Origin of the sequence: Marinobacterium alkalitolerans (assembly GCF_017776525.1) — a bacterium.
GTDB classification, from domain to species: Bacteria; Pseudomonadota; Gammaproteobacteria; order Pseudomonadales; family Balneatricaceae; genus Marinobacterium; species Marinobacterium alkalitolerans.
On sequence record NZ_JACVEW010000006.1, the window covers coordinates 60,698 to 83,465 of the forward strand.

The following is a 22,768-nucleotide window of genomic DNA, read 5'->3' on the forward strand; positions in this document are numbered from 1 at the left end:
GCAGGCTACACCTGCGTGCGCAAATAATCAGCGCACATTATACGCACCGATCAGCCCTGTATAAACCTTACTCAGATGCTCAGTCGCCGGTACGGGCGCGGATGTCGCGGTTCTGAAATGACTCAATGAAAGCCGCCACACGATCACTGCTCAGCGACTTGCTGTATAGCCACCCCTGCACAGACACGCGGCTGGACTGGATGACATGGGCCAGCTGGGTTTCGGTCTCGACGCCTTCTATTACCAGATCAAGCTCCAGCGCATCCGCAAAGCCCAGAATACCGTTAAAGACCTTGGCCCCCTTGTCACTGTTCAGGGCCAGTACAAAGGAGCGGTCCACTTTAATGGCGTCGATGGAATACTGGCTCAGATAACCCAGAGATGAGTAGCCGGTACCGAAATCATCGATATAGACAGCGATACCCTGGCTGCGAATACGGTCGATGTGCCGGCGCACGATATCGGTCCGTGCCGTCAGTGCCTGCTCTGTAATTTCGACCGCCATATGGCCACCGGATGCAGTCAGGAGACTGAGCAACTCATCCACCACGCGGGCATCACACAGCCCCTCGGGGGAAAGATTGATACTGACCTTGAAACCATAACCCTGACGCGCCCATTCACTGGCCTGGCGACTGGCTTGCGCAGCCACCCACAGATCCAGCGACTTCATCATCCCGCCCTGCTCCAGCTGGGGCATGAACTGACCGGGCGACAGCAGCTGGCCATGGGAGTTTTCCGCCCGCACCAGCGCTTCGACACCGGTTACTCTCCCGGAGTGGGGGTCAATTTGTGGCTGATACTCCAGCAGAAATTCATAGTCCCCCAGCTCACCCAGCTGATGCTGCAACTGGCGGCGCTGTGTATGCTCTCTCAGCCCTTCCGCAACCGGGTCACGGGAGTGATATTCAGCTTCTTCAAAACGCCGCGCAAAGAGCGTTTCGATGGAACGAGAAACCGAGTTGCCCACCTCGGCAAAACCGGGCTCCAGCCCCTTGATGAAGGGCCGGTACACCAGCACACCGGCCGTAAGACAGACAAGCTGAAGCAGAACCGCACCGAAATTCCCGCCCGTGGCCAGATAGGCATTCAGGATAACCGGGCTGTTAAAAGGCACATCCATAAAGGGGGCCTGTACCCACCCCAGCATGATGGCCGTCTGGCCGATCAGCACATTCAGCACCGGCGCCACCAGGAACGGTATCAGCAGACGCGGATTGAAAATGATCGGCAGCCCAAACAGCAGCAGTTCATTCACATTGATCAGGGCAAAGGGAAGGCTGGCCAGCCCCAGGAAACGCAGACTTTTGACCCGGGTCGTCAGCAAAATGGCCAACGCCAGTGACAGAGTTGCCCCACTGCCTCCGATGAACACGAAAGCCCCCAGAAAAGCCGTATTCATGGGATACGTCAGCCCTGACCCACCGGCCATCACCGTGGAGTGGTTCAGGTGCACCGCTTCGTTCAGACCGTCCATCAGCGGCAACAGCGCATGATAGCCATGCACCCCGAAAAACCAGAGCACTGAATTGAACAGGCTGTATAAAACTCCGACCCGGTAGGGTTCGTTGGCGGCATCAAAAAACAGGTAATAGTTGATCCACTCGGGGTCCGGCAGTGCAAGGATGACGGCAGCGGCCACCATGAGCACAACGCCCCCCATAATGACGCCGGGAATGATGAAGTTCAGCGTTTGCCGCACCAGCGTACCGGCCCCTTCGTGTCGCACGATCTGACACCAGGGGTAGGAATGCAGCTTGGCCAGTCCCCGTGTTGCCCAGATCGGCAAGATCAGTGCACTGAGCAGAAAGACCACACGGGCGGCCCCGTTATAGTTTTCCATCAGGTCCGCGACACAGAACAGGAAGACGACGTTCAGGCAGATGATGGGAAGCCGAGGCAGGTGTGACTGAATGGACACCATGTAGGCGATGGAGGCTGTAATCAGGTAAGGCAGTGCAGCCGTTGTGCGCTCGTGCAGCTGCTGAAACAGCAGTTGCCCTTCAGGGCTGATATCGGCCAGTTGGAGGCATACCGAAACCAGCAGCAGGGCCGCCGACAGTATCAGGCAAGGCACGATCCCCAGCAGACCATCACGGATAGCCCGCATGGCTGGCCAGGCTGACAGCCGCTCGACCTGCACCGACAACAGACGCAGCAAACCCTTAACCGATTTGCTCGATCCCGTCATATCCCAAAATTCCTGATCCGAAACGGGCGGAGGCTTGCCCGCGATACGTCATGCGTACGCCGGTGATTCAGCAGGCTTCAAGCCACGCTTTGTCAGCAGCGCCTGATTTCATATTGGCACAGCTTTCGGGATAGCCCAAATCAGTCGGCTGTTTTCGGCAATGGCCTAGCGCCACAGCTCGGAAACGGGGGTATCCGGTGGATAGCGATCGGCTACCTGCGCCAGCAGCAACTCGCCACAGGCGATAGCATCCGTCAGGGCATGGTGCGGGCGGTAGAATGGCAGGTGGTAACGCTCCCGGCTCTGCGCCAGCCGAATGGAAACCGGCTTGCGCCCCAGCAGTCGGTCCCAGAAACCCAGCGGCTTCTTGCGGTGCAAACGTGCTTCAAGGTCCATGGTGTCGATGACCGGGAACTCGATTCCCTCACGAATACGGACTTTCAAGGCGTTGTTCAGGAAGGCCCGCTCAATACCCCGGTGGTGCACAACCAGTACTTTTCCTTGCAGCTGTTCGAGCAGCTCATCGAGTATGCGGCGAAGGTCCGGCGCCGATTCTATTTCGGAGTGGGTGATGCCGTGTACCACCACCGATTCACTGCTCAATCGCGCCCGCGGCTTCAGCACCCAGTGCCGAGCACGTGACGAGTGAATACGGTGAATCGTCATGGGGACCAGGCCAATGCTGACAATGCCACCCTTTTGAGGGTCCAGGCTGGTGGTTTCAAAATCCACCGCAACCAGCGGGACCTCTTCAAGGGGCGTATCCGGTGCCACGGCACCCGCCTCGTAAAACGCCTTGAGCGCAGGATAGCGGGCGGTCTCCGCCAAGTGCCGGAAGCGCGCCTGCCAGTCCTGGACACCGGTATCCTGCACCTCCAGGGAGGGCTCATTCTGCAACCGTTCCTTACTGAGATATAACATCAGCTACTCCGGCCCGGCTGGTAACGGTATTTGAGAAACTTCTGCGCATTCGACAGGATCTGGAACGCATCCTTCAGATTCTTGCGCTCAAAATCGGACAGATTCTCCGGTTCGATGTTGTTGTCCGGCTCATTTCCGGCCTCAACATCCAGCGCCTGATGGCGGATACGCACCATGGCGATCAATTCCAGCGCATCACGCAAATCCGGCCCGCGGCCACGCGGCAGCAGGTCTGTTTCGATAATATCCTTGAGCCTGTCAAAGGTATTACGCTCGCGTGACCCAACGGCGAGGGCGTGTACACGCACCAGATCAGCCAGGGGTGCAGTACCGCGGCGTTTCATATTGATCGTATTGCTGTGCCGGCCATCCGTTTCCATCACGAAGTCCTTGAAGAACCCCAATGGCGGTGTGCGTTGCAGGGCATTTCGTGCCATACAGGCCAGGAAACGGGGGTTCTTGCGCGCCTTGCGCAGGATCAGATCATTCAGCAGGTTGGCCCAGCGCACCTCCCCCCAGACCCCTTCAATGTCGAAGAAGATGGAGCTGTTGAGCAGGAATTCCGGCGTCGGCTTTTCGATCCAGTCCGTGAAATACTGCTCCCACACCTTCAGTGGCTGACGCCACTTCTCATTGGTGGCCATGATATCGCCACTGCAGTAGGTGTAGCCGCAGGCGTCCAGACCGTCGCAGACAAACTGGGCCAGCGCCTTGAAGTAGTCGCCGTGCTGTTTCGGGTCATAGCGATTGTCGAGGATCATCGCGTTATCCTGATCCGTCACAATCAGCTGTTCTTCCCGCGCCATGGAGCCCAGCGCCAGAAAACAGTAGGGCACGGGGGGTGGCCCCAGCGCTTCTTCTGCCAGCTCAAGCAAACGCTGCTTGAAGCTCCGACCAATAACCGACATGGCGGTACCGATCATCTGTGAGTTGGCATCCTCATTCACCATGCGCACAAAGCAGGCACTGACATCGCTGCGCAGATCCACCAGCTCCTCCACACTCTGGGCACGAAAGATGCTGCTGACCACAAACAGGCTGTTTTGCGACTCGTAGCGAATGATATCCGACAGGGCGATCACACCCAGTGGCTGCCGTCGCTTGAGCACCGGCAAGTGGTGCACGTTGTGCCTGAGCATGAGCAACATGGCTTCGAACACGAACTGGCCATGTTCCACAGAAATCAGCTCGGGGGTCATGATGTCAGTGACCGGCGTGTCAAAACTCAGCCCCGGGGTGATCAGCCGATTGCGCAGGTCCCGGTCGGTAATAATCCCGACAACCGGATGCTCCGACGCCTGATCGTCCAGCACCAGTACCGAGGAAACGCCCTCTTCACTCATGCGAATCGCCGCATCTCGAGCCGATGCCTGGCCATTCAGGGTGACAGCCTCGCGCTTGACCAGGGTTTCGATGCGCGCGGTCATCAATTCATTGGCGTCCTCCCGGCGCCGGGCAACGGCCTGACGCAGGCGCGTGCGGTCCTCAACCTCGACAATATCGGCAAAGGCTTCGTTATTGTCGAACAGGTCGTTGAAGAGCGCTTCCGGTATCAGGTACACCAGCGTATCTTCCAGCGCGCGTATGGGAAAGCGCACGCGACCGTGTCGCAGCAGGCCGAACTCGCCAAAGAACCCGCCTTCACTCAATCGGTTATACAGGTCCCCGTTACGCCGATAGACCTCGACAGCGCCACTGCGGATGATATACCAGTCATGTATCTCATCCCCAAACGCCTTGATCTCGGACCCTGCCTTGAAATAGGCAATATCCATCTGGGTTGCGATCTGTTCCAGCTGTTCCTCTGGCAGCAGACTGAACGGCTGATGCCGCGCCAGAAACTCTACAATTTCGATATGTTCGGCATGCATGTTCACACTCACTTGTGCCAAAACGAAAACAGGCGGGACGGCCACCTGGCCTGCCCCGCCTGTTGATCAGTCAAGCTGCGTCAGGCGCGCGGCTCGGAAGCCAGCCCCTTCAGCATTGAGAAGGCGGCCATCAGCAGCACCAGCGTAAAGGGCAGCCCGGTAGAGACGGCCATCGCCTGTAGTGCGACCAGCCCACCGCCGAGGATCAGCGCAATGGCAACCAGACCCTCAAAGGTACACCAGAACACACGCTGAGGTGTGGGTGCATCCACCTTGCCACCGGCAGAAATCACATCGATGACCAGTGAGCCGGAGTCGGAAGAGGTCACGAAGAACACGACGACCAGCACAATGGCAATGAAGGAAGTGATCTCGGCCAGCGGCAGCGCATCCAGCATGGTGAACAGCTTCAGCGGCAAGGCCGCTTCTTTCAGTGCGGTGTAACCCTCGGTGAAGTACATATCAACACCGGTACCACCAAAGACACTCATCCAGAGTACACAGGCAGTAGACGGCACCAGCAGCACGGCAATGATGAATTCACGTACGCTTCGGCCACGGGAAACCCGAGCGATGAACATGCCGACGAACGGGCACCAGGAGATCCACCAGGCCCAGTAGAAGGCAGTCCAGCCAGAGGCAAAGTTGGCATCCTCACGCCCCACCGGGTTGGACAGTGCCGGCAGGTGAATGATGTACGCCCAGAGGTTTTCAAAGAAACCGGTCATGATCAGCAGTGTTGGGCCGACAAAGATCACGAACAGCAGCAACAGCACTGCCAGCACCATGTTGATCTCTGACAGGCGCTTGACGCCGGCATCCAGGCCGGCCAGTACCGATACCAGCGCAATCGCGGTAATACCGATCACCAGAAAGATCTGCGTGGTGTCGCCCAGCGGCACGCCAAAGAGGTAGTTCAGACCCGATGCCGCCTGAGAGGCACCAAGACCCAGCGATGTTGCCAGACCAAACAGCGTTGCCAGTACCGCCAGGATGTCGATGATATGACCCGGCCAGCCCCAGACACGCTCACCCAGCAGCGGGTAGAACACAGAGCGAATGGTCAGCGGCAGCCCCTTGTTGAACGAGAACAGCGCCAGACCCAGCGCCATCACGGCATAGATCGCCCAGGGGTGCAGTGCCCAGTGGAAGATGGTCGCCGCCATCCCCAGCTCACGTGCGAGCTCAATATTACCGGCTGCGGCGCCCAGAGGTGCCCAGTCGGTACGCACGCCGTCATCGCCGACACTGACGCCTCCGAAAGAGCTCAGCGTATGGGACATTGGCTCTGATACGCCATAAAACATCAGACCGATGCCCATACCAGCTGCAAAGAGCATGGAGAACCAGCCGAGATAGCCATAGTCCGGTTGAGCCTCGGTCCCGCCCAGGCGAACCCGGCCCAGTGGCGTAAAGATCAACGCCAGACAGATAATGACAAAGATATTGGCGGCTCCGATGAAGAACCAGTCAAGGTTCCCCGTCAACCAGTTGCGAAGCCCGGTGAACATGGGCTCAACCTGGTTCTGGAACACCAGCGTCAAGATGACGAAGGCAACCACGGCCAAGCCGGAGATGGCGAAGACGCGGTTGTGGATATCAAGCCCGAACGGGCCAACGTTGACAACAATGTTATCCTGACCGATTTGATAATCCGTATCGATAGGATTGACATCACCATCGGGGATCATAGGATCTTTACTGTCAGTCATTATGGACTGTCTCCCTCAGGTTGCTTGTGTTTTCTTGCTACAGATTAGACGAAGGCACCCGATTTTGCGCAGTGCCAGAACATCTGTATTAATAGTATCTTAAAACCGCCACCGGACAGGCAACCGTTATAACGGGAAAATTTGCCTGCGACCATTGGTCGCACCCGAATATAAGGGTGAAAACGGTATAATTCGCACGCATTTTCCCATGTTGGAGGCCTGCTCTGAACGGTTTTCACTCTGCCCTGCTGCAGCTGACCTACATCCGAACCCTGGTACTCTTCCTGCTCGGTGGCGCCCTGACGTTTGCCGTCTATGGCCTGCATCTGTCACTGGATGTCTGGCTCATGGGGTCTGCCCTTGCCGGCCTCGCCATCCTGAACCTGGTGACCTACGCCCGCCTGCATTCACGCTGGCCGGTCACGGAGATCGAGCTGTTCAGCCAGCTTTGCGCCGACAGCGTCATTTTCGGTTTTCTGCTGTTTAATGCCGGCGGCGCCACCAACCCCTTCATTTTCATTCTGCTGATCCCGCTGCTCAGTGCCGCGGCAACGCTCAGCAGACGTTTTGTCATCCTGATGGCCGTGGTCGTCATTCTGCTCTACACCACCCTGCTGCAGGTGTACCGGCCCATGGTGGTCGCCGAGCAATCCCACCGTCACAGCATACTGAACCTGTTTGACCTTCATGTGACCGGAATGTGGATCAACTTCCTGTTCACCTCAGTGCTGGTCACCTGGAGTATCACGCAGATGCAGCAGGCGCTGAAACAGCGGGAGCAGACCCTCCAGCAGGAGCGTGAGCGCCGCATTCAGGATCAACAGCTGCTCAGTCTGGCCACCATGGCCGCCGGTACCGCCCATGAACTGGGCACTCCTCTGTCGACAATGCGCATCACCCTGAGCGAAATGGCGCAGGACCACCCACAGGACTCAACGTTGCAGGAGGATATCGAACTGATGCAGGAACAGGTCGAGCGCTGCAGCGAACGACTGCAACAGCTTGCCCGGCAGGTGAGAGACGACACCCCTTGCCCATCCACCTTCGGCACTTTCCTGACGCAGGTACTGGACGAGTGGAGCCTGATGCGGCCCGATGCCGAGTTTGAGCTTGTACCCTTGCCCCCGGGGCTGAGTCAGGCCCGGCTTCAGACCTTCATTTCACTGCAGCAGGCCCTGCTGAACCTGCTTAACAACGCCGCTGACGCCAACCCCAAAGGCATTGAAATCAGTGCCGAGGGAGAAGCCTCACACCTGAAGCTGAAGATTCATGACCGGGGAGCCGGCCTGCCGCTGGAACAGGCCGACCAGCTGGGCAAGCCCTTTGTGACGACCAAGGGGCGCGGACTGGGAATAGGCCTGTTCCTGACCGCAACCACGCTGGCTCAACATCAGGGCGAAGTCCGGCTTTACAACCACCCCGAGGGTGGCACGCTGACGGAAGTACGGCTGCCACTGCTTAGCGAGGACCCGCACCATGCCTGAACGTTTTCTGATCGTGGATGATGATCCAGCCTTCACCCGTGTACTGGCACGTGCCATGACCCGCAGAGGCTTTGACACTCAGGTCGCACGCAACGTGGAGCAGGCACTGGAAATGGCACGAGAAACCCCGCCCGATTTTGCGACGGTTGATCTCAAGATGGAGGGGCCGTCGGGGCTGTCGCTGATTCCGCTGCTGAGAGAGTTGAACCCCGCCATGAAGCTGCTGGTCCTGACCGGCTATGCCAGCATTGCCACCACGGTCGAAGCGATCAAAAGCGGTGCCGACAATTACCTGCCCAAACCGGCCGACGCTGATCAGATTCTGAAAGCGCTGCAGGTTAGCCAGGTGCCAGTGGATACCGCCCCCGACATCCCGGAAACGCCCTTGTCGGTGAACCGTCTGGAGTGGGAGCACATTCAGAAGGTCTTGCAGGAGCATGACGGCAATATCTCCGCCACGGCACGCGCATTGGGCATGCACCGACGCACGCTGCAGCGCAAGCTGGCCAAGCACCCGGTGCGACGCTGACGCTATTGTTCGTCGATATACAAACGGGCGTCGAAGGTCCGAATCCAGTCGGGATGGAACACCATCATGGCCGTCATGATGATGCCGTTCAGCAACCCTTCCGGAAACATGATCAGCGGCAGAAAGCGGACATATTCCAGATAGATTCGCGCCCAGGGGTAAACCCCGTCCACCCAGAGCAGCAACGCCATTACCATGCCGGCCACGGCCGTAGCCACACCCGCGCCGAAGAAGGCGCAGAGGAACAGGTAGACAAAGAAATTACGCGGCAGTCGGGCTTCGACCAGGCGCAGCACGCCCAGGCTGGCCAGGGCCGGCACGATAACGGAGCAGAGGATGTTAACGCTGAGTGTGTCCCAGCTTTCCTGACCGATCAGCGTCATGCCCAGCATGGCCAGCGTGCCGGAGAGGATCGCCAGATCCCAGCCGAACATGAGCGTCAGGGTCGTAATCCCCAGAAAGTGAATACTGAGCCCGGGAGACAAACCGGCACGCATGGTCCACATCAGCATCAGACACACGGTCGCGCCGAACAACAGGTGTTGCAGCCGTCGCTCCTGCAGCAATACCGACCAGGGGGCCAGACGCAAGGCCAGCAGCAGCACCAGCGCTGTCAATACGCCAGCTGCCCAGAGCCAGCCTCCGGAGATCAGACCTTCCGTCAGGCTCATGACGGTTTAACTCCCTTCGAGATCCAGACCAAACAACAGCGCATCTTCACGTCCCGTGCCCTGTGGATAATAATCCCTGCGCACCCCGGTGGGCTTCCAGCCAAGGCCTGTGTATAACCCCTGCGCGGCCTGATTGGATGCCCGTACTTCCAGAAACAGATGGCGCACGCCGGCTGCCGACAGTTCATGCATGGCCTGCTGCAGCAGTTGCCGCGCCAGCCCCTGCCGGCGCGCCTCAGGGGCAACAGCGATGCGCAGCAGTTCGGCTTCATCCAGCACTCGACTGAACAGGCAAAACGCCTGCACTGCCTCGGTGTTGCCCACATACCAGGCGGAAGCTCCCTCGCCACTGGCAGCCTTGCGCCACCAGGTATCGGCAAAGGCTTCCCCGGGGAAGCATCGACAGTCCAGTGCGGCGACCGCCTCACAGGACAGGTCGGTCAGGGGATGTGCCTCAGTTTGCACGTGTATCCCGCCTCAGTGACTGTACATCCTGCCAGAGTTCAGCCTTACGCTCGGGCAATCGCAGCAGTTCACTCAAGCTGACCGACGCTGCACAGGCACGCTCCAGCAGCGGTGGCTGCGCACCCTGTTCCAGCGGCTTGCCGGTGACCCACTGCACCGCCGCGTCACCCAACAGCAGAATACGCTGGATACCGGGTTGAAACTCCAGCGTCCGTTTCAGCTTGTGCTCCACCGCCAGCCGGGCCTCGCCGGGCCCCTGATCCAGGGTTTTGCTGGCCAGCATGGGCCAGGGCAGCATGGCCGCATCCGACAGCTCCTGCTGTGCCGACAGCCCCAGCGCCGTCGTGATGCCCTGCAACAGGCGCTTGTGCTGACGCCCAAACCCTTCCCGGTGATGCGGCGGCAGGGAATCGATTATCAGCAGATCTCCCCGCACCAGATAAGCCAGTTTGAAGTGCGGCGCCGGCTCAACGGCCTGCCGCTCAGCCACCGGAGCGGAAGGCTCCGCCTGCTGAGCGGCTGCCACCGCCGGCTTGGGTCGGGCGGCTGTTTCGCCCAGCAGGGACTGGGTATCAATGCCGGAGCCCCCCGCACGGGCTGACGGCTGACCGGGCCTGTCAGGCGCGGGAGCGGAGGCTGCAGGTGCTCTGGATTCAGGTGCGGCAGCACTTTCATGAGCGGGTTCGGACTCCAGCGCAGGATAGGTAAAGTCTTGCACCCAGTCAGCAGGCGCCGCCGCGCCGGGCAGCGGGTGACGCGGCAACCAGCTGTCGATGCCGATTGCCTCAAGCCACTGATGACGTTCCTGTTCGCCCGGCTGCTGTGACATCAAAACCTCTTACACCTGCGGATGCGCTTTCTGGATGTTGGCATCCAGCATGTTCAGCGCATGAATGTAGGCCTTGGCCGAGGCGATGATGATATCAGTATCGGCCCCCAGGCCGTTGACGATACGACCGGCCTTTTCCAGCCGCACGGTTACTTCGCCCTGAGAGTCAGTGCCGCTGGTGATCGCATTTACCGAGTAAAGCTGCAGGTTGGCACCGGACTGTGCCACTTGTTCCAGCGCCTTGAAAGCCGCATCCACAGGGCCGCTGCCGGAGGACTCGACCGAATGCTCCTGCCCATCCACGGACACCACCAGACTGGCAACCGGGGTTTCACCGGTCTGGGAGGTCACATTCAGGCTGCTGAGCTTGAACTTCTCATGGCCGGCAGAGGCACGCGCATCGCTGACCAGTGCCACCAGGTCGTCATCGAAGATTTCGCTCTTCTTGTCTGCCAGCTCCTTGAAGCGGGAAAAGGCCGTGTTCAGTTCGGCATCGGAGGCAAAGGTTGTGCCCAACTCTTCCATGCGCGTACGGAAGGCATTACGGCCGGACAGCTTGCCCAGCACCATGCGGTTGGTATTCCAGCCCACATCTTCCGCCGTCATGATTTCGTAGGTTTCACGGTGTTTGAGCACGCCATCCTGATGGATACCGGACTCGTGCGCAAAGGCATTGGCGCCAACGATCGCCTTGTTGGGCTGTACCGGGAAGCCGGTCACACTGGAGACCAGACGGGAAGCGGGCACGATCTGCGTGGTATCGATGCCGGTTTCCAGCCCCAGCATGTCCTTGCGCGTACGCAGTGCCATGACGATCTCTTCCAGAGACGCGTTACCGGCCCGCTCGCCCAGACCGTTGATGGTACATTCCACCTGACGCGCACCAGCACTGACGGCTGCCAGTGAGTTGGCAACGGCCAGTCCCAGATCGTTATGGCAGTGGACGGAGAAAATCGCCTTGTCCGCGTTGGGAATCCGCTCGATCAGCTGAGCAATGGTGTGACCATATTCCTGGGGTACGGCGTAACCCACGGTATCCGGAATATTGATCGTGGTCGCACCGGCATCGATCACCTGCTCGATGATGCGGCACATGAAATCCAGTTCGGAGCGGCTGGCATCTTCCAGCGAGAACTCCACGTCATCGATCAGGTTACGGGCGCGCTTGACCGCATGCACGGCGTTTTCCACCACCTGATCCGGCTCCATCTGCAGCTTGTACTGCATGTGGATCGGCGAGGTCGCGATGAAGGTGTGGATACGGCCGGAATTGGCACCGCGCAGGGCTTCACCGGCACGATCAATGTCGGCATCCAGCGCACGGGACAGTGAGCAGACCGTGCTGTCCTTGATGGCATCAGCGATCGACTTGACCGACTCAAAGTCGCCGGGGCTTGCAATGGCAAAGCCCGCTTCGATCACGTCCACGCGCAACCGTTCCAGCTGCTTGGCAATGCGCAGCTTCTCATCACGCGTCATGGACGCACCCGGGCTTTGTTCACCATCACGCAGGGTGGTATCAAAAATAATCACGCGATCATCATTGCGGCTCATGCTCACTACTCCCCTCAGATCCGGCCAGATCCGGACATAAAAAAGCCTGCCTTGAGGTAAACCGATTGGAAGGCAGATACGGATACACGTATTGTATCACCAAGCTGCATGAGCCAACACGGAGCCAGGATATGAATGCAACCCGCTTTGACCGGCTGATTGACCGCCGCGCCACATCCAGCGAGAAATGGGAAAAATACGCTGACAGTGAAATTCTGCCCATGTGGGTGGCCGATACGGACTTCATGGCGCCTCAACCGGTGATCGACGCCCTGCACCAGCGCATCGACCACGGTGTGTTCGGCTATACCTGTACCCCGCCGGAGCTGAACCGTCTGGTGATTGATCGCATGCATACGCTGTACGACTGGTCGATCGGAGCCGACGATCTGGTCTGGTTACCGGGGCTGGTCTGTGGCCTCAACCTGGCCTGCCGTGCCGTAGGTGAGCCGGGCGATACCGTCATCAGCCCGGCACCGGTCTATCCGCCCTTCATGTCGGCCCCGCGCCTGTCGGAGCGCAATCTGGTCAAGGTTCCGCTCAAGCGCAGCGAAGAGGGTCGTACCCTGATCGATCTGGCCGCACTGGAAGCCGCCATCACGCCCGACGCCAGACTGCTGCTGTTCTGCAACCCGCATAATCCCGGCGGTACCCTGTATCGCCGCGAAGAGCTGGAGGCCCTGGCCGAACTCGTCATTCGACATGATCTGGTGATCTGCTCGGATGAGATTCACTGCGACCTGATTCTGGAGCCGGGACTGAAACACACGCCGATCGCCTCCCTGAACGAGGCGATCGCCGAGCGCACCATCACCCTGATGGCACCCAGCAAAACCTACAACATTGCAGGCCTGGGCTGCTCCTATGCCGTGATCCAGAACCCCGAGCTGCGCAAGCGGTTCCAGAGGGTGCGCAAGGGCATCGTGCCGGACGTCAACCTGATGGGGTACACCGCCGCTCTGGCCGCCTATCGTGATGGTGATGAATGGAATCAGGCTCAGCTGAACTATCTGCGTGGCAATCGCGACTATCTGGTCGAAGCCATTAACGCCATTCCCGGGCTCAAGCTGGATCCGATCGAAGCCACCTATCTGGCCTGGATTGATGTATCCGATGCCTGTCTGGAAAACCCGCCCCGCTTTTTCGAACAGGCCGGGGTCGGCCTGTCACCGGGGCGCGACTTTGGCGATGACCGCTTCATGCGCCTCAACTTCGGCTGCCCCCGGGCACTGCTGGAGCAGGCCGTTGACCGGATTCGACGCGCGCTGCTGAACGAACTGCCGGCCTAGCGTCCCGACAGGCTTTCAGCCCGGTACCTGCAGGGCTCTCAGGCTCTCCCAGACGTTGCCGGAGACCATGGCATCATCCTGATTGACCACCACGTCAGCCTGTGAAAGCACATACCCCTTGCCGGTGATGCGGTTTTCCACCACCGGCTGGCCATCGGCATCGCCCAAACCGGTGTAGGTGCCGATGAACCCGGTGTTGCGCAGCGACACCGTCTCCAGCATGTCACCGGGCTGAATGCGCCCCTCATATTGCATCAGCGCCAGCCGGGCCGATGTGCCCGTGCCGGTGGTGCTGCGACAGATCACGCCCGGATGGACATAGGTGGCCGAGCGGGAGCGATAGGCATGACGGCTGACCTGCTCCACCGGCCCCATGAAATGCAAAAAGGGCAAGGGGCCCACATCGCCGAGGGTGTAATGGAAAAAACCGCGTTCGGCCTGTATCGCTTCCACGATTGCATGGGCGGTTTCGGCCAGCTGGCGCTCTTCGGACGCCTCCAGCGAAAAGCCCAGATCGGCGGCTTCGACCAGCGCATAAAAGCCACCACTGTAGGCCACACTGTAGGTCACCTCTCCCAGCCCCGGCACATCGATAGCGGCGCGGTGGGTGTGGATATAACTGGGCAGGCCCTCACAGGTGATCGACTCGACCACGCCACCCTGCACCCGGGCTTCAATCTGCACTAGGCCCGCCGGTGCTTCCAGCTTGAAGGTCTGAACACCTTCCTGCTTCGGCACCAGCCCCAGTTCAAGCAGCGCAGTCGCCGTACAGATGGTGTTTGAGCCCGAGTAAATGGGATACCCCATCACCTCCATAATGATGTAGCCCCATTCCGCCTCCGGGTCGGTCGCCGGCACAATCAGGTCCACCGACATTTCGGGAATGCCGTAGGGTTCTTCCAGCAACAGGCGCCGCAGGCCATCGGCATCATCGCGCAGATACTCCATCTGCTGGCGCACACTGGCGCCGGGCAGAGGCCCCACGCCTCCGGTGACAATCCGGCTCACATCCCCACCGGCGTGTGTATCCATCAATTGAATCTTGAGATTGTGTGCCATCATTGCCTCTCTTTCAGGATGGACCCTGAACCAGTCAGCCAGCCGACATCAGCCCAGTGCAAAGCGCTGCCCGTGCTCTGCCCACTGACTGTCCGGAACGATTACGATTTTGCCCAGATAGTTGCTGCCGCGATTGACGAAGTAGGTTTCCGCTTCGCGCAGCCGGGAGAGCGGGAAGGCCGCATGCAGCACCGGTTTCAGTGCACCGTTTCGGATCCAGGCCATCAGCTGCTCCGCCTCTTCACGGGTACCGTGGGAGACACCAAACACCTGTACCTGATAGAGATAGATGCGTGTCCACATGATTTCGGACAGGTTGCCACCGCTGGCGCCGGCGATACTCAGGCGCGGATAGGTCGCCCGCTGCTTCATGTCAAAAATCATCGTATCGATAAAGCGGTCGGTCATATCACCGCCCACCAGATCCATCACCGCATCAATGGGATGCCCCTGAGTCACCGCCTGCACGCGCTCGGTAAAGGTATCCATTGCGGAGCGGTCCAGCACCGCCTCGGCCCCCAACGCCTTCAGCGCATCAGCCTTGTCCGGCGTGCTCAAGGCATAAGGGATGGCACCGAGGATGCGACACAACTGAATCAGCGCCGTGCCGACGCCCCCGCTGGCACCGGTCACCAGTACCCGCTCACCCGCGGTTACGTTGGCCACGGTCAGCATGTGATAGGCGGTCTGACAGGAGCACATGCCCATGGCGGCCAGCTCGGCATCGGCCAGCTCGGGGTTGGGGATGGCATGAAACTGATCGGATGGCAGCACCACGTACTCGGCAAAGCCGCCATCTGCGCCATGACCGTAGTAATCGGGCATGAGGTTGATATCACGCCGGGCATCGGGGTAGAGATTGAAGTCGAGCAGACCGCGTTCGCCCAGACGGCTATCGCTTACCCCCTCACCCACGGCAACCACATTGCCCACAATGTCGGCTCCCTGAATACGGGGGAAGGTCAGTGTCGGCGAGCCACTCATCTGAAAGGACGCCACTTCATCCTTGTCTCGGGTCGGATAGAGCCCTTCACGCGCCTTGCGATCGGTGTTGTTCTTGGCGGTAGCGGTTACCTGAACCAGTACTTCACCTGGCCCGGGCTGCGGGACCGGCAGATCTTCCGTGTAGACCAGCTGGTCCACACCGCCGTGCCCCACCAGCTGAACGGCGGCCATGCTAGAGGGAATAGTGTTGTCTGCAGACACGTCTGACCTCCTTGACGCTGTATCACCCACAAGATGAATAGAGACTCAAGGAAGATAGTGGACTATCCGGCCCACTGGTGCCAACCGTGATGGGACGCGCCGGGATGCAAATAATTCATGGCCACCGGCCACTGCGGCAAGTGGCCGGTTGTCAGGCGCGCGCGTGCATGAAGGACACGACCTGATCCAGCCCGTCGACACCCAGCGCCAGCATGACCAGACGATCGACGCCCAGTGCCACACCGGCACAGTCCGGTATACCGGCTTGCAGTGCATCGACCAGACGCCGATCCAGCGGTCGCTGCGGCAGGCCCAGTGCGGCCCGCTGGTGCTGATCCGCGTCCAGCCGCCGTGCCTGCTCCGCCGCATCGGTCAGCTCGTGGTACCCGTTAGCCAGCTCAACGCCGTTCACGAACAGCTCGAAGCGGGCCGCCACCTGACGTCCCTGAGCATCCGTTCTGACCTGTGCCAGCGCAGCCATGGAGGCCGGGTAGCTGTGGACAAACACGCCCCCCTTCAGGCCTGGCTCGATCACATGCGACATCAGCAGATTGAGCCAGGTGTCAGGGTCATCATCCTCAAAAGGGGCATCCATATGAGCGCGACAGACCTGCTGCAGCTGCGTCAGTGTTGCCCGGTGCGGGTCCAGACCCAATGTCTGTTCAAACAGCTCGGCATAGCTCAGATAGCGAACCGACAAACCGGGTACCACAGCCGTTACCAGCGCCTCCACTTCGGCCATCAACTGGTGATCATCCATGCCGATCCGATACCACTCCAGCATGGTGAACTCAGGGTTATGGCGGCGTCCCGACTCGCCATTTCGGAACACCTTGGCCATCTGGTAAATATCACCGCTGCCGGCTGCCAGCAGGCGCTTCATGGCATATTCGGGGGAGGTCTGCAGATAAAGGCGTTCATCTTCCTGCCCCGGCTGAAAACCGAAGCTCACCTCAAGGCTGTCGATGAACGGGTCGCTGACCGCACATTGGGAGAGGACCGGCGTCTCGACCTCCAGCACCTGCCGTTCGGCAAAAAACTGACGAATCTGTGCCAGCACCCGGGCACGGGCGCGCAGGTTGTCGATGGACGCGTTAGGCTGCCATAGGGTTTGAGACATGGCCGATCTCCTGAACATCGCCGCCTTGACTGTGCTGTTCGCACAGGCGACATACCCAAATAAAAACAGCAGCCGAAGCTGCCATTACGTGATCACTGAATGTAACGAGCGGGGCATACGGACTGTCTGCGGCCAGGACGGCCGCAGCCAAGCCTACAGGGACGTATTCACGGCGTGTCCGTATGATTCGCTCGTTGCAGTCAAATACCCGATCAGTTTGCGCGGCTGACGTATTCGCCAGTACGGGTATCGATGCGCAGCATTTCGCCTTCCTCGATAAACAGAGGTACACGCACCACCGCACCGGTGCTCAGAGTAGCCGGCTTGGAGCCGCCCTGAGCCGTATCCCCTTTCAGGCCCGGGTCGGTTTCAGTGACCTGCAGTTCAACGAAGTTGGGCGGCGTCACGCTGATCGGGTTGTCGTTCCACAGGGTGATGACGCACTTGTCCTGCTCTTTCAGCCACTTGTCAGAGTCACCTACCGCGTTCTTGTCAGCCGCGACCTGCTCGAACGAGTTCGGATCCATGAAGTGCCACATTTCGCCATCGTTGTAGAGGTACTCCATGTCGATGTCCATCACATCGGCGCCTTCAACACTTTCGTTGGACTTGAAGGTACGCTCCCAGATACGGCCGGTCAGCAGGTTGCGCAGACGTACACGCGTGAAGGCCTGACCTTTGCCCGGCTTCACGAAATCCACATCGACCATGGCACAGGGGTCGCCATCGATCATCACTTTCAAGCCGTTCTTGAACTGGTTGCTGGAGTAGTTAGCCATATATAGAAGGTTCCGCGATCTGAATTCGAAGGAGACCACTGACAGCAGCGGTCTGAAAATTGACAGCCATTCTACTGCAAAGGAGAATGCTGGCAAATCCATCCCGCACAACCACCTCCGAGCACCACACGCCGATGAACCTGCTGCACCCCGCCGAAGCCGACTGGCAGAACGAAATGCGTCACCTGATCACCGATCCGAAAGAGTTGCTGGAACGGTTATCCCTGCCCCGGGACCTTCTGGCAGGCGCACTGGCAGGTCATCAAAGCTTTGCCCTGCGCGTGCCTCGCCCTTACCTGCAGCGCATTGAACCCGGCAATCCGCAGGACCCGCTGCTGCAACAGATTCTGCCACTGCAGCAGGAGATTCTGGCCGTGCCGGGGTTTGGCAAGGACCCGTTGGCCGAGGCCGACAGCAACACGCGCAGCGGCGTGATCCACAAGTACAAGGACCGTGTACTGCTGGTGCTCTCCGGCGCCTGCGCCATCAACTGCCGCTACTGCTTCCGGCGTCATTTTCCCTATGGCGACAACCAGCTTGGCGGCGAACACTGGCAGGCCGCGCTGGACTATATCGCCCGCCATGAACAGGTCAGTGAAGTCATCTTTTCCGGTGGCGACCCTCTGGCGACTCCGGATACACGCCTGTCGCGGATGATCCACGACCTGGAACAGATCCCGCACCTGAAACGGCTGCGCATTCACTCACGCCTGCCGGTTGTCATTCCGCAGCGTGTTACACCCGGCCTGATCGATACACTGTCGAGCACCCGTTTGACCTCCACACTGGTGTTGCATATCAACCATCCACAGGAGCTGGACGCCTCGGTGTTCGCAGCCCTGCAGCCGTTACGACGCGCCGGCATTACGCTGCTGAATCAGGCGGTGCTGCTGAAAGGGATCAATGACAGCCTTGCTGTTCAAAAAATACTCAACGAAACCCTGTTCAGCGAGGGTATACTCCCCTATTATCTGTTTGTTCTCGATGCGGTGGCCGGCGCTGCCCATTTCGACGTCAGTGATGACGAGGCACGCCAACTGGTCGGGCAGCTGCAAACTGAACTGCCCGGTTATCTGGTGCCCAGACTGGCGCGAGAAATTCCGGGCCGGCCATCCAAGACTCTGCTGACGCCTGTCACGCCCGGAAGCTGATTACTCAGCTCGGGTTCAGCCAACAGGTATCAGGCTGCCACCCTACAGTCGTCAGCCATAACGGATCAGGAATTGCATGAACATCAAGATGCTCCACTCTCGCAGCCCCCTCAAGCTTGGCGGTCTTGTCATCGCAACTACCCTGCTGGCCGCCTGTGCCCAGAAGCAACCTGAGCCGGTAGCCGTTGCGCCCAAACCCAAGCCCAAACCGAAGCCGGTCCTGATGATCAGTGAGCATGCGACCCAGGGCACCAGCGCCGCCCGGATCAACTTCACCAACGGCACCGGCAAGACTCTGCAGTACGTGATGTTCAAGACCTCTGCGTATACCGCCGACGGCAAGCCGGTGAACTCGAAGAAAAGCGGTCGCCGTAACGCCTGGCTGCGTGTGGCGGGCCCCTTCGCACCGGGTGAAGTCAGTGGCGACAAGGTATGGAAGAAGGTGTGGCAGCACCCCAATCTGGGCTGTTTCCGCATTGAAGGTGCCGAGTTGATCTTTGCTGATCAGAGCGTGGAGTATCACGGCGTGGACCGCATGGCACTGCTGAATAACAGCGCCCTGCTCAATACCGCCTGTGGCGGACGCGGCCTGAATACCGCGTCCCAGTAAGATCAGCCTTTGCGCGGTGGCGTCACGGGGAAGGCCGCAACGGTCCCCTTGGCGTCACTGATCTTGGATACCCCTTCGCGCTTGACCTCGTCGATGCGAATAATCGCCTGCATGGGGACAAAGCAGTTTTCCACATCGGCGAACTCCTGCTTCAGCTTCTCTTCGCTCGGATCCACCACCAGCTCGGACCGGTTCCCGAACACAAACCCCTCCAGCTGAATAAAGCCCCACATATCGCTCTGGTACACGTGGCGCACGTACACTTCGTACACCTTATCCTGGTTCACAAAACTGACGCGATACAGACGCGGGTCATTGGCCATCGCACTGAGTCTCCCACTGAACTTGATGTCAGCATGGAATATGGGGCCTTTGCAGCAGAAAACAAGACTGCACATTTTTTAACCAGTTTCTAGCCTATCCATGAGGCCTTGGGTATAATTTCGCTCCTCTTGAATTCCGCACCCTTTTCTATTCCTCAGTACACAGGTGATTCATGGCGAAAAAGCTGTTTATCAAGACACATGGTTGTCAGATGAACGAATACGACTCCTCCCGCATGGCCGACCTGCTCGGCGAGAGTCATGCACTGGAGTTGACGGACAACCCGGAAGATGCGGATGTCCTGTTGCTGAACACCTGTTCCATCCGTGAAAAGGCCCAGGAAAAGGTGTTTCACCAGCTCGGTCGCTGGCGCAAGCTGAAAGAAGAGAAGCCGGACCTGATGATCGGTGTCGGCGGCTGCGTTGCGTCTCAGGAAGGTGAGGCGATCCGTGATCGTGCACCTTACGTGGATATGATTTTCGGCCCTCAGACCCTGCACCGTCTGCCGGAGATGATCAGCGAGAGCCGCAATGGCAGCGTTGGCATTGTTGATGTCAGCTTCCCCGAGATCGAGAAGTTCGACCACCTGCCCGCGCCCAAGGTCGAAGGTGCCGAAGCCTTTGTTTCCGTGATGGAAGGCTGCAGCAAGTACTGCACGTTCTGCGTTGTCCCCTACACCCGTGGCGAGGAAGTGAGCCGCCCGCTGGACGATGTCCTGACCGAGTGCGTTGAACTGGCCGAACAGGGCGTGCGTGAAGTAAATCTGCTGGGTCAGAACGTGAACGCCTACCGCGGTGCCACCCATGATGGCGACCATGCCGACCTGGCCGAGCTGATCCGCTGCGTCGCTGCCATCGACGGCATCGACCGTATCCGCTTCACCACTTCACACCCGGTGGAGTTCAGCGACAGCCTGATCGATGTCTACGCCGAGGTTCCGGAGCTGGTCAGCCATCTGCACCTGCCGGTACAGAGCGGCTCCGATCGAATTCTGATGGCGATGAAACGTGGCCACACCGCGCTGGAGTACAAGTCCAAGCTGCGCCGCATCAAGAAACTGCGCCCGGACATCAGCTTCTCCTCCGACTTCATTATCGGCTTCCCCAATGAAACCGATGCCGATTTCGAGGCCACCATGAACCTGATCGCCGATATCGGCTTCGACACCTCGTTCAGCTTTATCTACAGCCGTCGCCCGGGTACGCCCGCCGCCGACCTGCCGGATAACGTCGACGAGGAAACCAAGAAGCAGCGTCTGAAGATTCTGCAGGACCGCATCACGGCCCAGGCCTTCCAGATCAGCCGCCGCATGGTTGGCACCACCCAGCGCATTCTGGTCAACGGCTATTCCAAGAAGGATCCGGGCCAGCTGTCCGGTCGCACCGAGAATAACCGTGTCGTCAACTTCCGCTGTGATAATCCGGACCTGATCGGTCACTTCGCCGATGTGCGTATTGTCGACGCCTATGCCAACTCACTGCTCGGCGAACTGATCAGTTCCGAGCTTGATGCCTGAACGCCCCCGACAGGAGAGCCTTTTGACCTCACAACAGTCCACCACACTGGTACTGGAACCCAACAACCCGGCAGCCCTGCTGAGCCTGACCGGGCAGTTTGACGCCCACCTCAAGCTGCTGGAAGAACGCACCGGCGTCCAGATCCGCAACCGTGGCAACCGCTTCCAGCTGCTGGGCAACGACACGGCAACCCGCGCCATGGCACGCCTGCTGGAGCAGCTCTACCAACAGGCACTGGGCGGTGACAGCCTGAGCCCGGAAGAGATCCACCTGCAACTGCAGGATGCCGGTATCGAGCAGCCGCCCAAGCCGAAGGACAAGGCGCAGACCGAAGAAGACAAGCGGCACGCCATCCGGACTCGAAAACTGCTGATCAAGCCGCGCGCCGGCAAGCAGCAGGAGTACGTGCACCAGATCCGCACCCACGACATCAACTTCGGCATCGGTCCGGCCGGTACCGGCAAGACCTATCTGGCCGTTGCCTGTGCGGTTGAGGCACTGGAGCGGGAAGAGGTCAGCCGTATCCTGCTGGTACGCCCGGCCGTGGAAGCGGGCGAGAAGCTCGGCTTTCTGCCGGGGGACCTGAGTCAGAAGGTCGACCCCTACCTGCGCCCGCTATACGATGCCCTCTATGAGATGCTCGGCTTTGAGCGCGTTGCCAAGCTGATCGAGCGCAACGTGATCGAAGTGGCTCCGCTGGCCTACATGCGTGGCCGCACGCTGAACGGCTCGTTCGTGATTCTGGACGAAAGCCAGAACACGACCCGTGAGCAGATGAAAATGTTCCTCACCCGTATCGGGTTTGGCTCTACCGCCGTCATTACCGGCGACCAGACCCAGATCGACCTGCCCAAGGGCACCCGCTCGGGCCTGCTGCACGCGATGGACGTGCTGGGCGACGTGAAGGAAATCGGCTTTACCCGCTTTGGCTCCAAAGACGTGGTGCGCCACCCTCTGGTGCAGCATATCGTGGAAGCCTATGAGCGCCACGAAGAGGCCCTGAAGGGCGATGAAGGAGAGTCCCGATGAGTATCAGCGTCGACGTCCAGTACGCCGTTGAAGCACAGGACCTGCCGAGCGAGCACGACTTTCTGCGCTGGGTGGAAAGCGTCCTGCAGGACCGGGGCGTACAGGGTGAAATCTGTATTCGCATTGTCAGTCCTGAAGAGAGCCAGGCGCTCAACGCCGAGTACCGTGGCAAGGACAAACCCACCAACGTACTGTCATTTCCGTTTGAGGTACCGCCCGGCGTCCCCGTCACCCTGCTGGGCGATCTGGTGATCTGTGCCGATGTGGTGGCCGATGAGGCCCGAGAGCAGAGCAAAGCCGTTGCAGATCATTGGGCACACATGGTCGTTCACGGAACCTTGCATCTGCTCGGATTCGATCATATAAATGATGACGAAGCCGAAGAGATGGAAGCGCTGGAGCGCACCCTTCTTGCCCGGCTTGGCATTGCCGACCCCTATTCCGTTTAGAGGACCCC

Annotated in this window: 21 protein-coding genes; 8 read left to right on the forward strand and 13 right to left on the reverse strand. The window is 59.5% G+C overall.

The window, feature by feature from the left end; translation table 11 throughout:
* Window positions 1-79: 79 nt before the first annotated feature.
* The 4 genes from H9C73_RS05310 to H9C73_RS05325 form a co-directional block, all read right to left on the reverse strand.
* Window positions 80-2,191 (reverse strand): EAL domain-containing protein, encoded by a 2,112-nt coding sequence (locus tag H9C73_RS05310; protein ID WP_209286761.1) that lies wholly within the window; start codon window positions 2,189-2,191, stop codon window positions 80-82.
* Window positions 2,192-2,356: 165 nt separating this feature from the next.
* A complete protein-coding gene (locus tag H9C73_RS05315) occupies window positions 2,357-3,112 on the reverse strand; it encodes a 3'-5' exonuclease (protein ID WP_209286762.1) in 756 nt (251 codons plus the stop codon).
* A complete protein-coding gene (locus H9C73_RS05320) occupies window positions 3,112-4,983 on the reverse strand; it encodes a DUF294 nucleotidyltransferase-like domain-containing protein (protein WP_209286763.1) in 1,872 nt (623 codons plus the stop codon). Before H9C73_RS05320 ends, H9C73_RS05315 begins: the two co-directional genes overlap by 1 nt.
* 80 nt (window positions 4,984-5,063) lie before the next feature.
* Window positions 5,064-6,695, reverse strand: a complete 1,632-nt coding sequence (locus H9C73_RS05325) for a BCCT family transporter (protein WP_209286764.1) — start codon at window positions 6,693-6,695, stop codon at window positions 5,064-5,066.
* A gap of 347 nt (window positions 6,696-7,042) precedes the next feature.
* On the opposite strand from H9C73_RS05325, the gene H9C73_RS05330 reads away from it, so the two are divergent.
* Both H9C73_RS05330 and H9C73_RS05335 read left to right on the forward strand, forming a co-directional pair.
* Entirely contained in the window at window positions 7,043-8,179 is a 1,137-nt protein-coding gene (locus tag H9C73_RS05330; protein WP_236014095.1) for an ATP-binding protein, read from the forward strand.
* A complete protein-coding gene (locus tag H9C73_RS05335) occupies window positions 8,172-8,708 on the forward strand; it encodes a response regulator transcription factor (RefSeq protein WP_209286765.1) in 537 nt (178 codons plus the stop codon). The genes H9C73_RS05330 and H9C73_RS05335 overlap by 8 nt, the downstream gene beginning before the upstream one ends.
* Window positions 8,709-8,710: 2 nt before the next feature.
* On the opposite strand, the gene H9C73_RS05340 is transcribed toward H9C73_RS05335, so the two are convergent.
* From H9C73_RS05340 to H9C73_RS05355, 4 genes are read right to left on the reverse strand one after another with little or no spacing between them, the layout of a single operon-like run.
* Window positions 8,711-9,379, reverse strand: coding sequence for an energy-coupling factor ABC transporter permease (locus H9C73_RS05340; protein WP_209286766.1), 669 nt, complete (start codon window positions 9,377-9,379; stop codon window positions 8,711-8,713).
* Window positions 9,380-9,385: 6 nt separating this feature from the next.
* A complete protein-coding gene (rimI, locus tag H9C73_RS05345; RefSeq protein WP_209286767.1) occupies window positions 9,386-9,844 on the reverse strand; it encodes a ribosomal protein S18-alanine N-acetyltransferase in 459 nt (152 codons plus the stop codon).
* A complete protein-coding gene (locus tag H9C73_RS05350; protein ID WP_209286768.1) occupies window positions 9,834-10,673 on the reverse strand; it encodes a uracil-DNA glycosylase family protein in 840 nt (279 codons plus the stop codon). The genes rimI and H9C73_RS05350 overlap by 11 nt, the downstream gene beginning before the upstream one ends.
* A 9-nt stretch (window positions 10,674-10,682) precedes the next feature.
* The gene (locus H9C73_RS05355; protein WP_209286769.1) at window positions 10,683-12,227 is read right to left on the reverse strand and encodes a 2-isopropylmalate synthase; all 1,545 of its coding nucleotides are present in this window, start codon (window positions 12,225-12,227) and stop codon (window positions 10,683-10,685) included.
* Between the two features lie 131 nt (window positions 12,228-12,358).
* Between H9C73_RS05355 and H9C73_RS05360 the strand changes: the two genes are divergently transcribed.
* Complete coding sequence (locus H9C73_RS05360) at window positions 12,359-13,516, forward strand: MalY/PatB family protein (protein ID WP_209286770.1); 1,158 nt, start codon at window positions 12,359-12,361, stop codon at window positions 13,514-13,516.
* A gap of 15 nt (window positions 13,517-13,531) precedes the next feature.
* Here H9C73_RS05360 and H9C73_RS05365 read toward each other — a convergent pair whose 3' ends face one another.
* The 4 genes from H9C73_RS05365 to efp form a co-directional block, all read right to left on the reverse strand.
* Entirely contained in the window at window positions 13,532-14,575 is a 1,044-nt protein-coding gene (locus tag H9C73_RS05365) for a proline racemase family protein (RefSeq protein ID WP_209286867.1), read from the reverse strand.
* 48 nt (window positions 14,576-14,623) lie between these two features.
* Window positions 14,624-15,751, reverse strand: coding sequence for a zinc-binding dehydrogenase (locus H9C73_RS05370; protein WP_209286868.1), 1,128 nt, complete (start codon window positions 15,749-15,751; stop codon window positions 14,624-14,626).
* A 181-nt stretch (window positions 15,752-15,932) separates the two neighbouring features.
* Window positions 15,933-16,901, reverse strand: coding sequence for an EF-P lysine aminoacylase EpmA (gene epmA, locus H9C73_RS05375; protein WP_209286771.1), 969 nt, complete (start codon window positions 16,899-16,901; stop codon window positions 15,933-15,935).
* 212 nt (window positions 16,902-17,113) lie between these two features.
* Window positions 17,114-17,680, reverse strand: a complete 567-nt coding sequence (efp, locus tag H9C73_RS05380) for an elongation factor P (RefSeq protein WP_209286772.1) — start codon at window positions 17,678-17,680, stop codon at window positions 17,114-17,116.
* 86 nt (window positions 17,681-17,766) lie between these two features.
* Between efp and epmB the strand changes: the two genes are divergently transcribed.
* Together epmB and H9C73_RS05390 are read left to right on the forward strand one after the other, a co-directional pair.
* Window positions 17,767-18,831 carry an EF-P beta-lysylation protein EpmB gene (gene epmB / locus H9C73_RS05385; protein WP_209286773.1) on the forward strand — a complete coding sequence of 355 codons (1,065 nt, stop codon included), beginning with the start codon at window positions 17,767-17,769 and terminating at the stop codon, window positions 18,829-18,831.
* A gap of 76 nt (window positions 18,832-18,907) precedes the next feature.
* Complete coding sequence (locus H9C73_RS05390) at window positions 18,908-19,441, forward strand: hypothetical protein (RefSeq protein WP_209286774.1); 534 nt, start codon at window positions 18,908-18,910, stop codon at window positions 19,439-19,441.
* Window positions 19,442-19,443: 2 nt separating this feature from the next.
* On the opposite strand, the gene H9C73_RS05395 is transcribed toward H9C73_RS05390, so the two are convergent.
* Complete coding sequence (locus H9C73_RS05395; protein WP_209286775.1) at window positions 19,444-19,764, reverse strand: DUF1820 family protein; 321 nt, start codon at window positions 19,762-19,764, stop codon at window positions 19,444-19,446.
* 173 nt (window positions 19,765-19,937) lie between these two features.
* Here H9C73_RS05395 and miaB point away from each other — a divergent pair, with 173 nt between their 5' ends.
* Genes miaB through ybeY form a run of 3 tightly spaced genes read left to right on the forward strand, consistent with a single transcriptional unit; the run spans window position 19,938 to window position 22,760 of the window.
* A complete protein-coding gene (gene miaB / locus H9C73_RS05400) occupies window positions 19,938-21,281 on the forward strand; it encodes a tRNA (N6-isopentenyl adenosine(37)-C2)-methylthiotransferase MiaB (RefSeq protein ID WP_209286776.1) in 1,344 nt (447 codons plus the stop codon).
* A gap of 22 nt (window positions 21,282-21,303) precedes the next feature.
* On the forward strand, window positions 21,304-22,311 hold the full coding sequence (locus H9C73_RS05405) for a PhoH family protein (protein WP_236014096.1): 1,008 nt from the start codon (window positions 21,304-21,306) through the stop codon (window positions 22,309-22,311).
* Window positions 22,308-22,760 (forward strand): rRNA maturation RNase YbeY, encoded by a 453-nt coding sequence (gene ybeY / locus H9C73_RS05410; protein WP_209286778.1) that lies wholly within the window; start codon window positions 22,308-22,310, stop codon window positions 22,758-22,760. Before H9C73_RS05405 ends, ybeY begins: the two co-directional genes overlap by 4 nt.
* Window positions 22,761-22,768 lie beyond the last annotated feature (8 nt).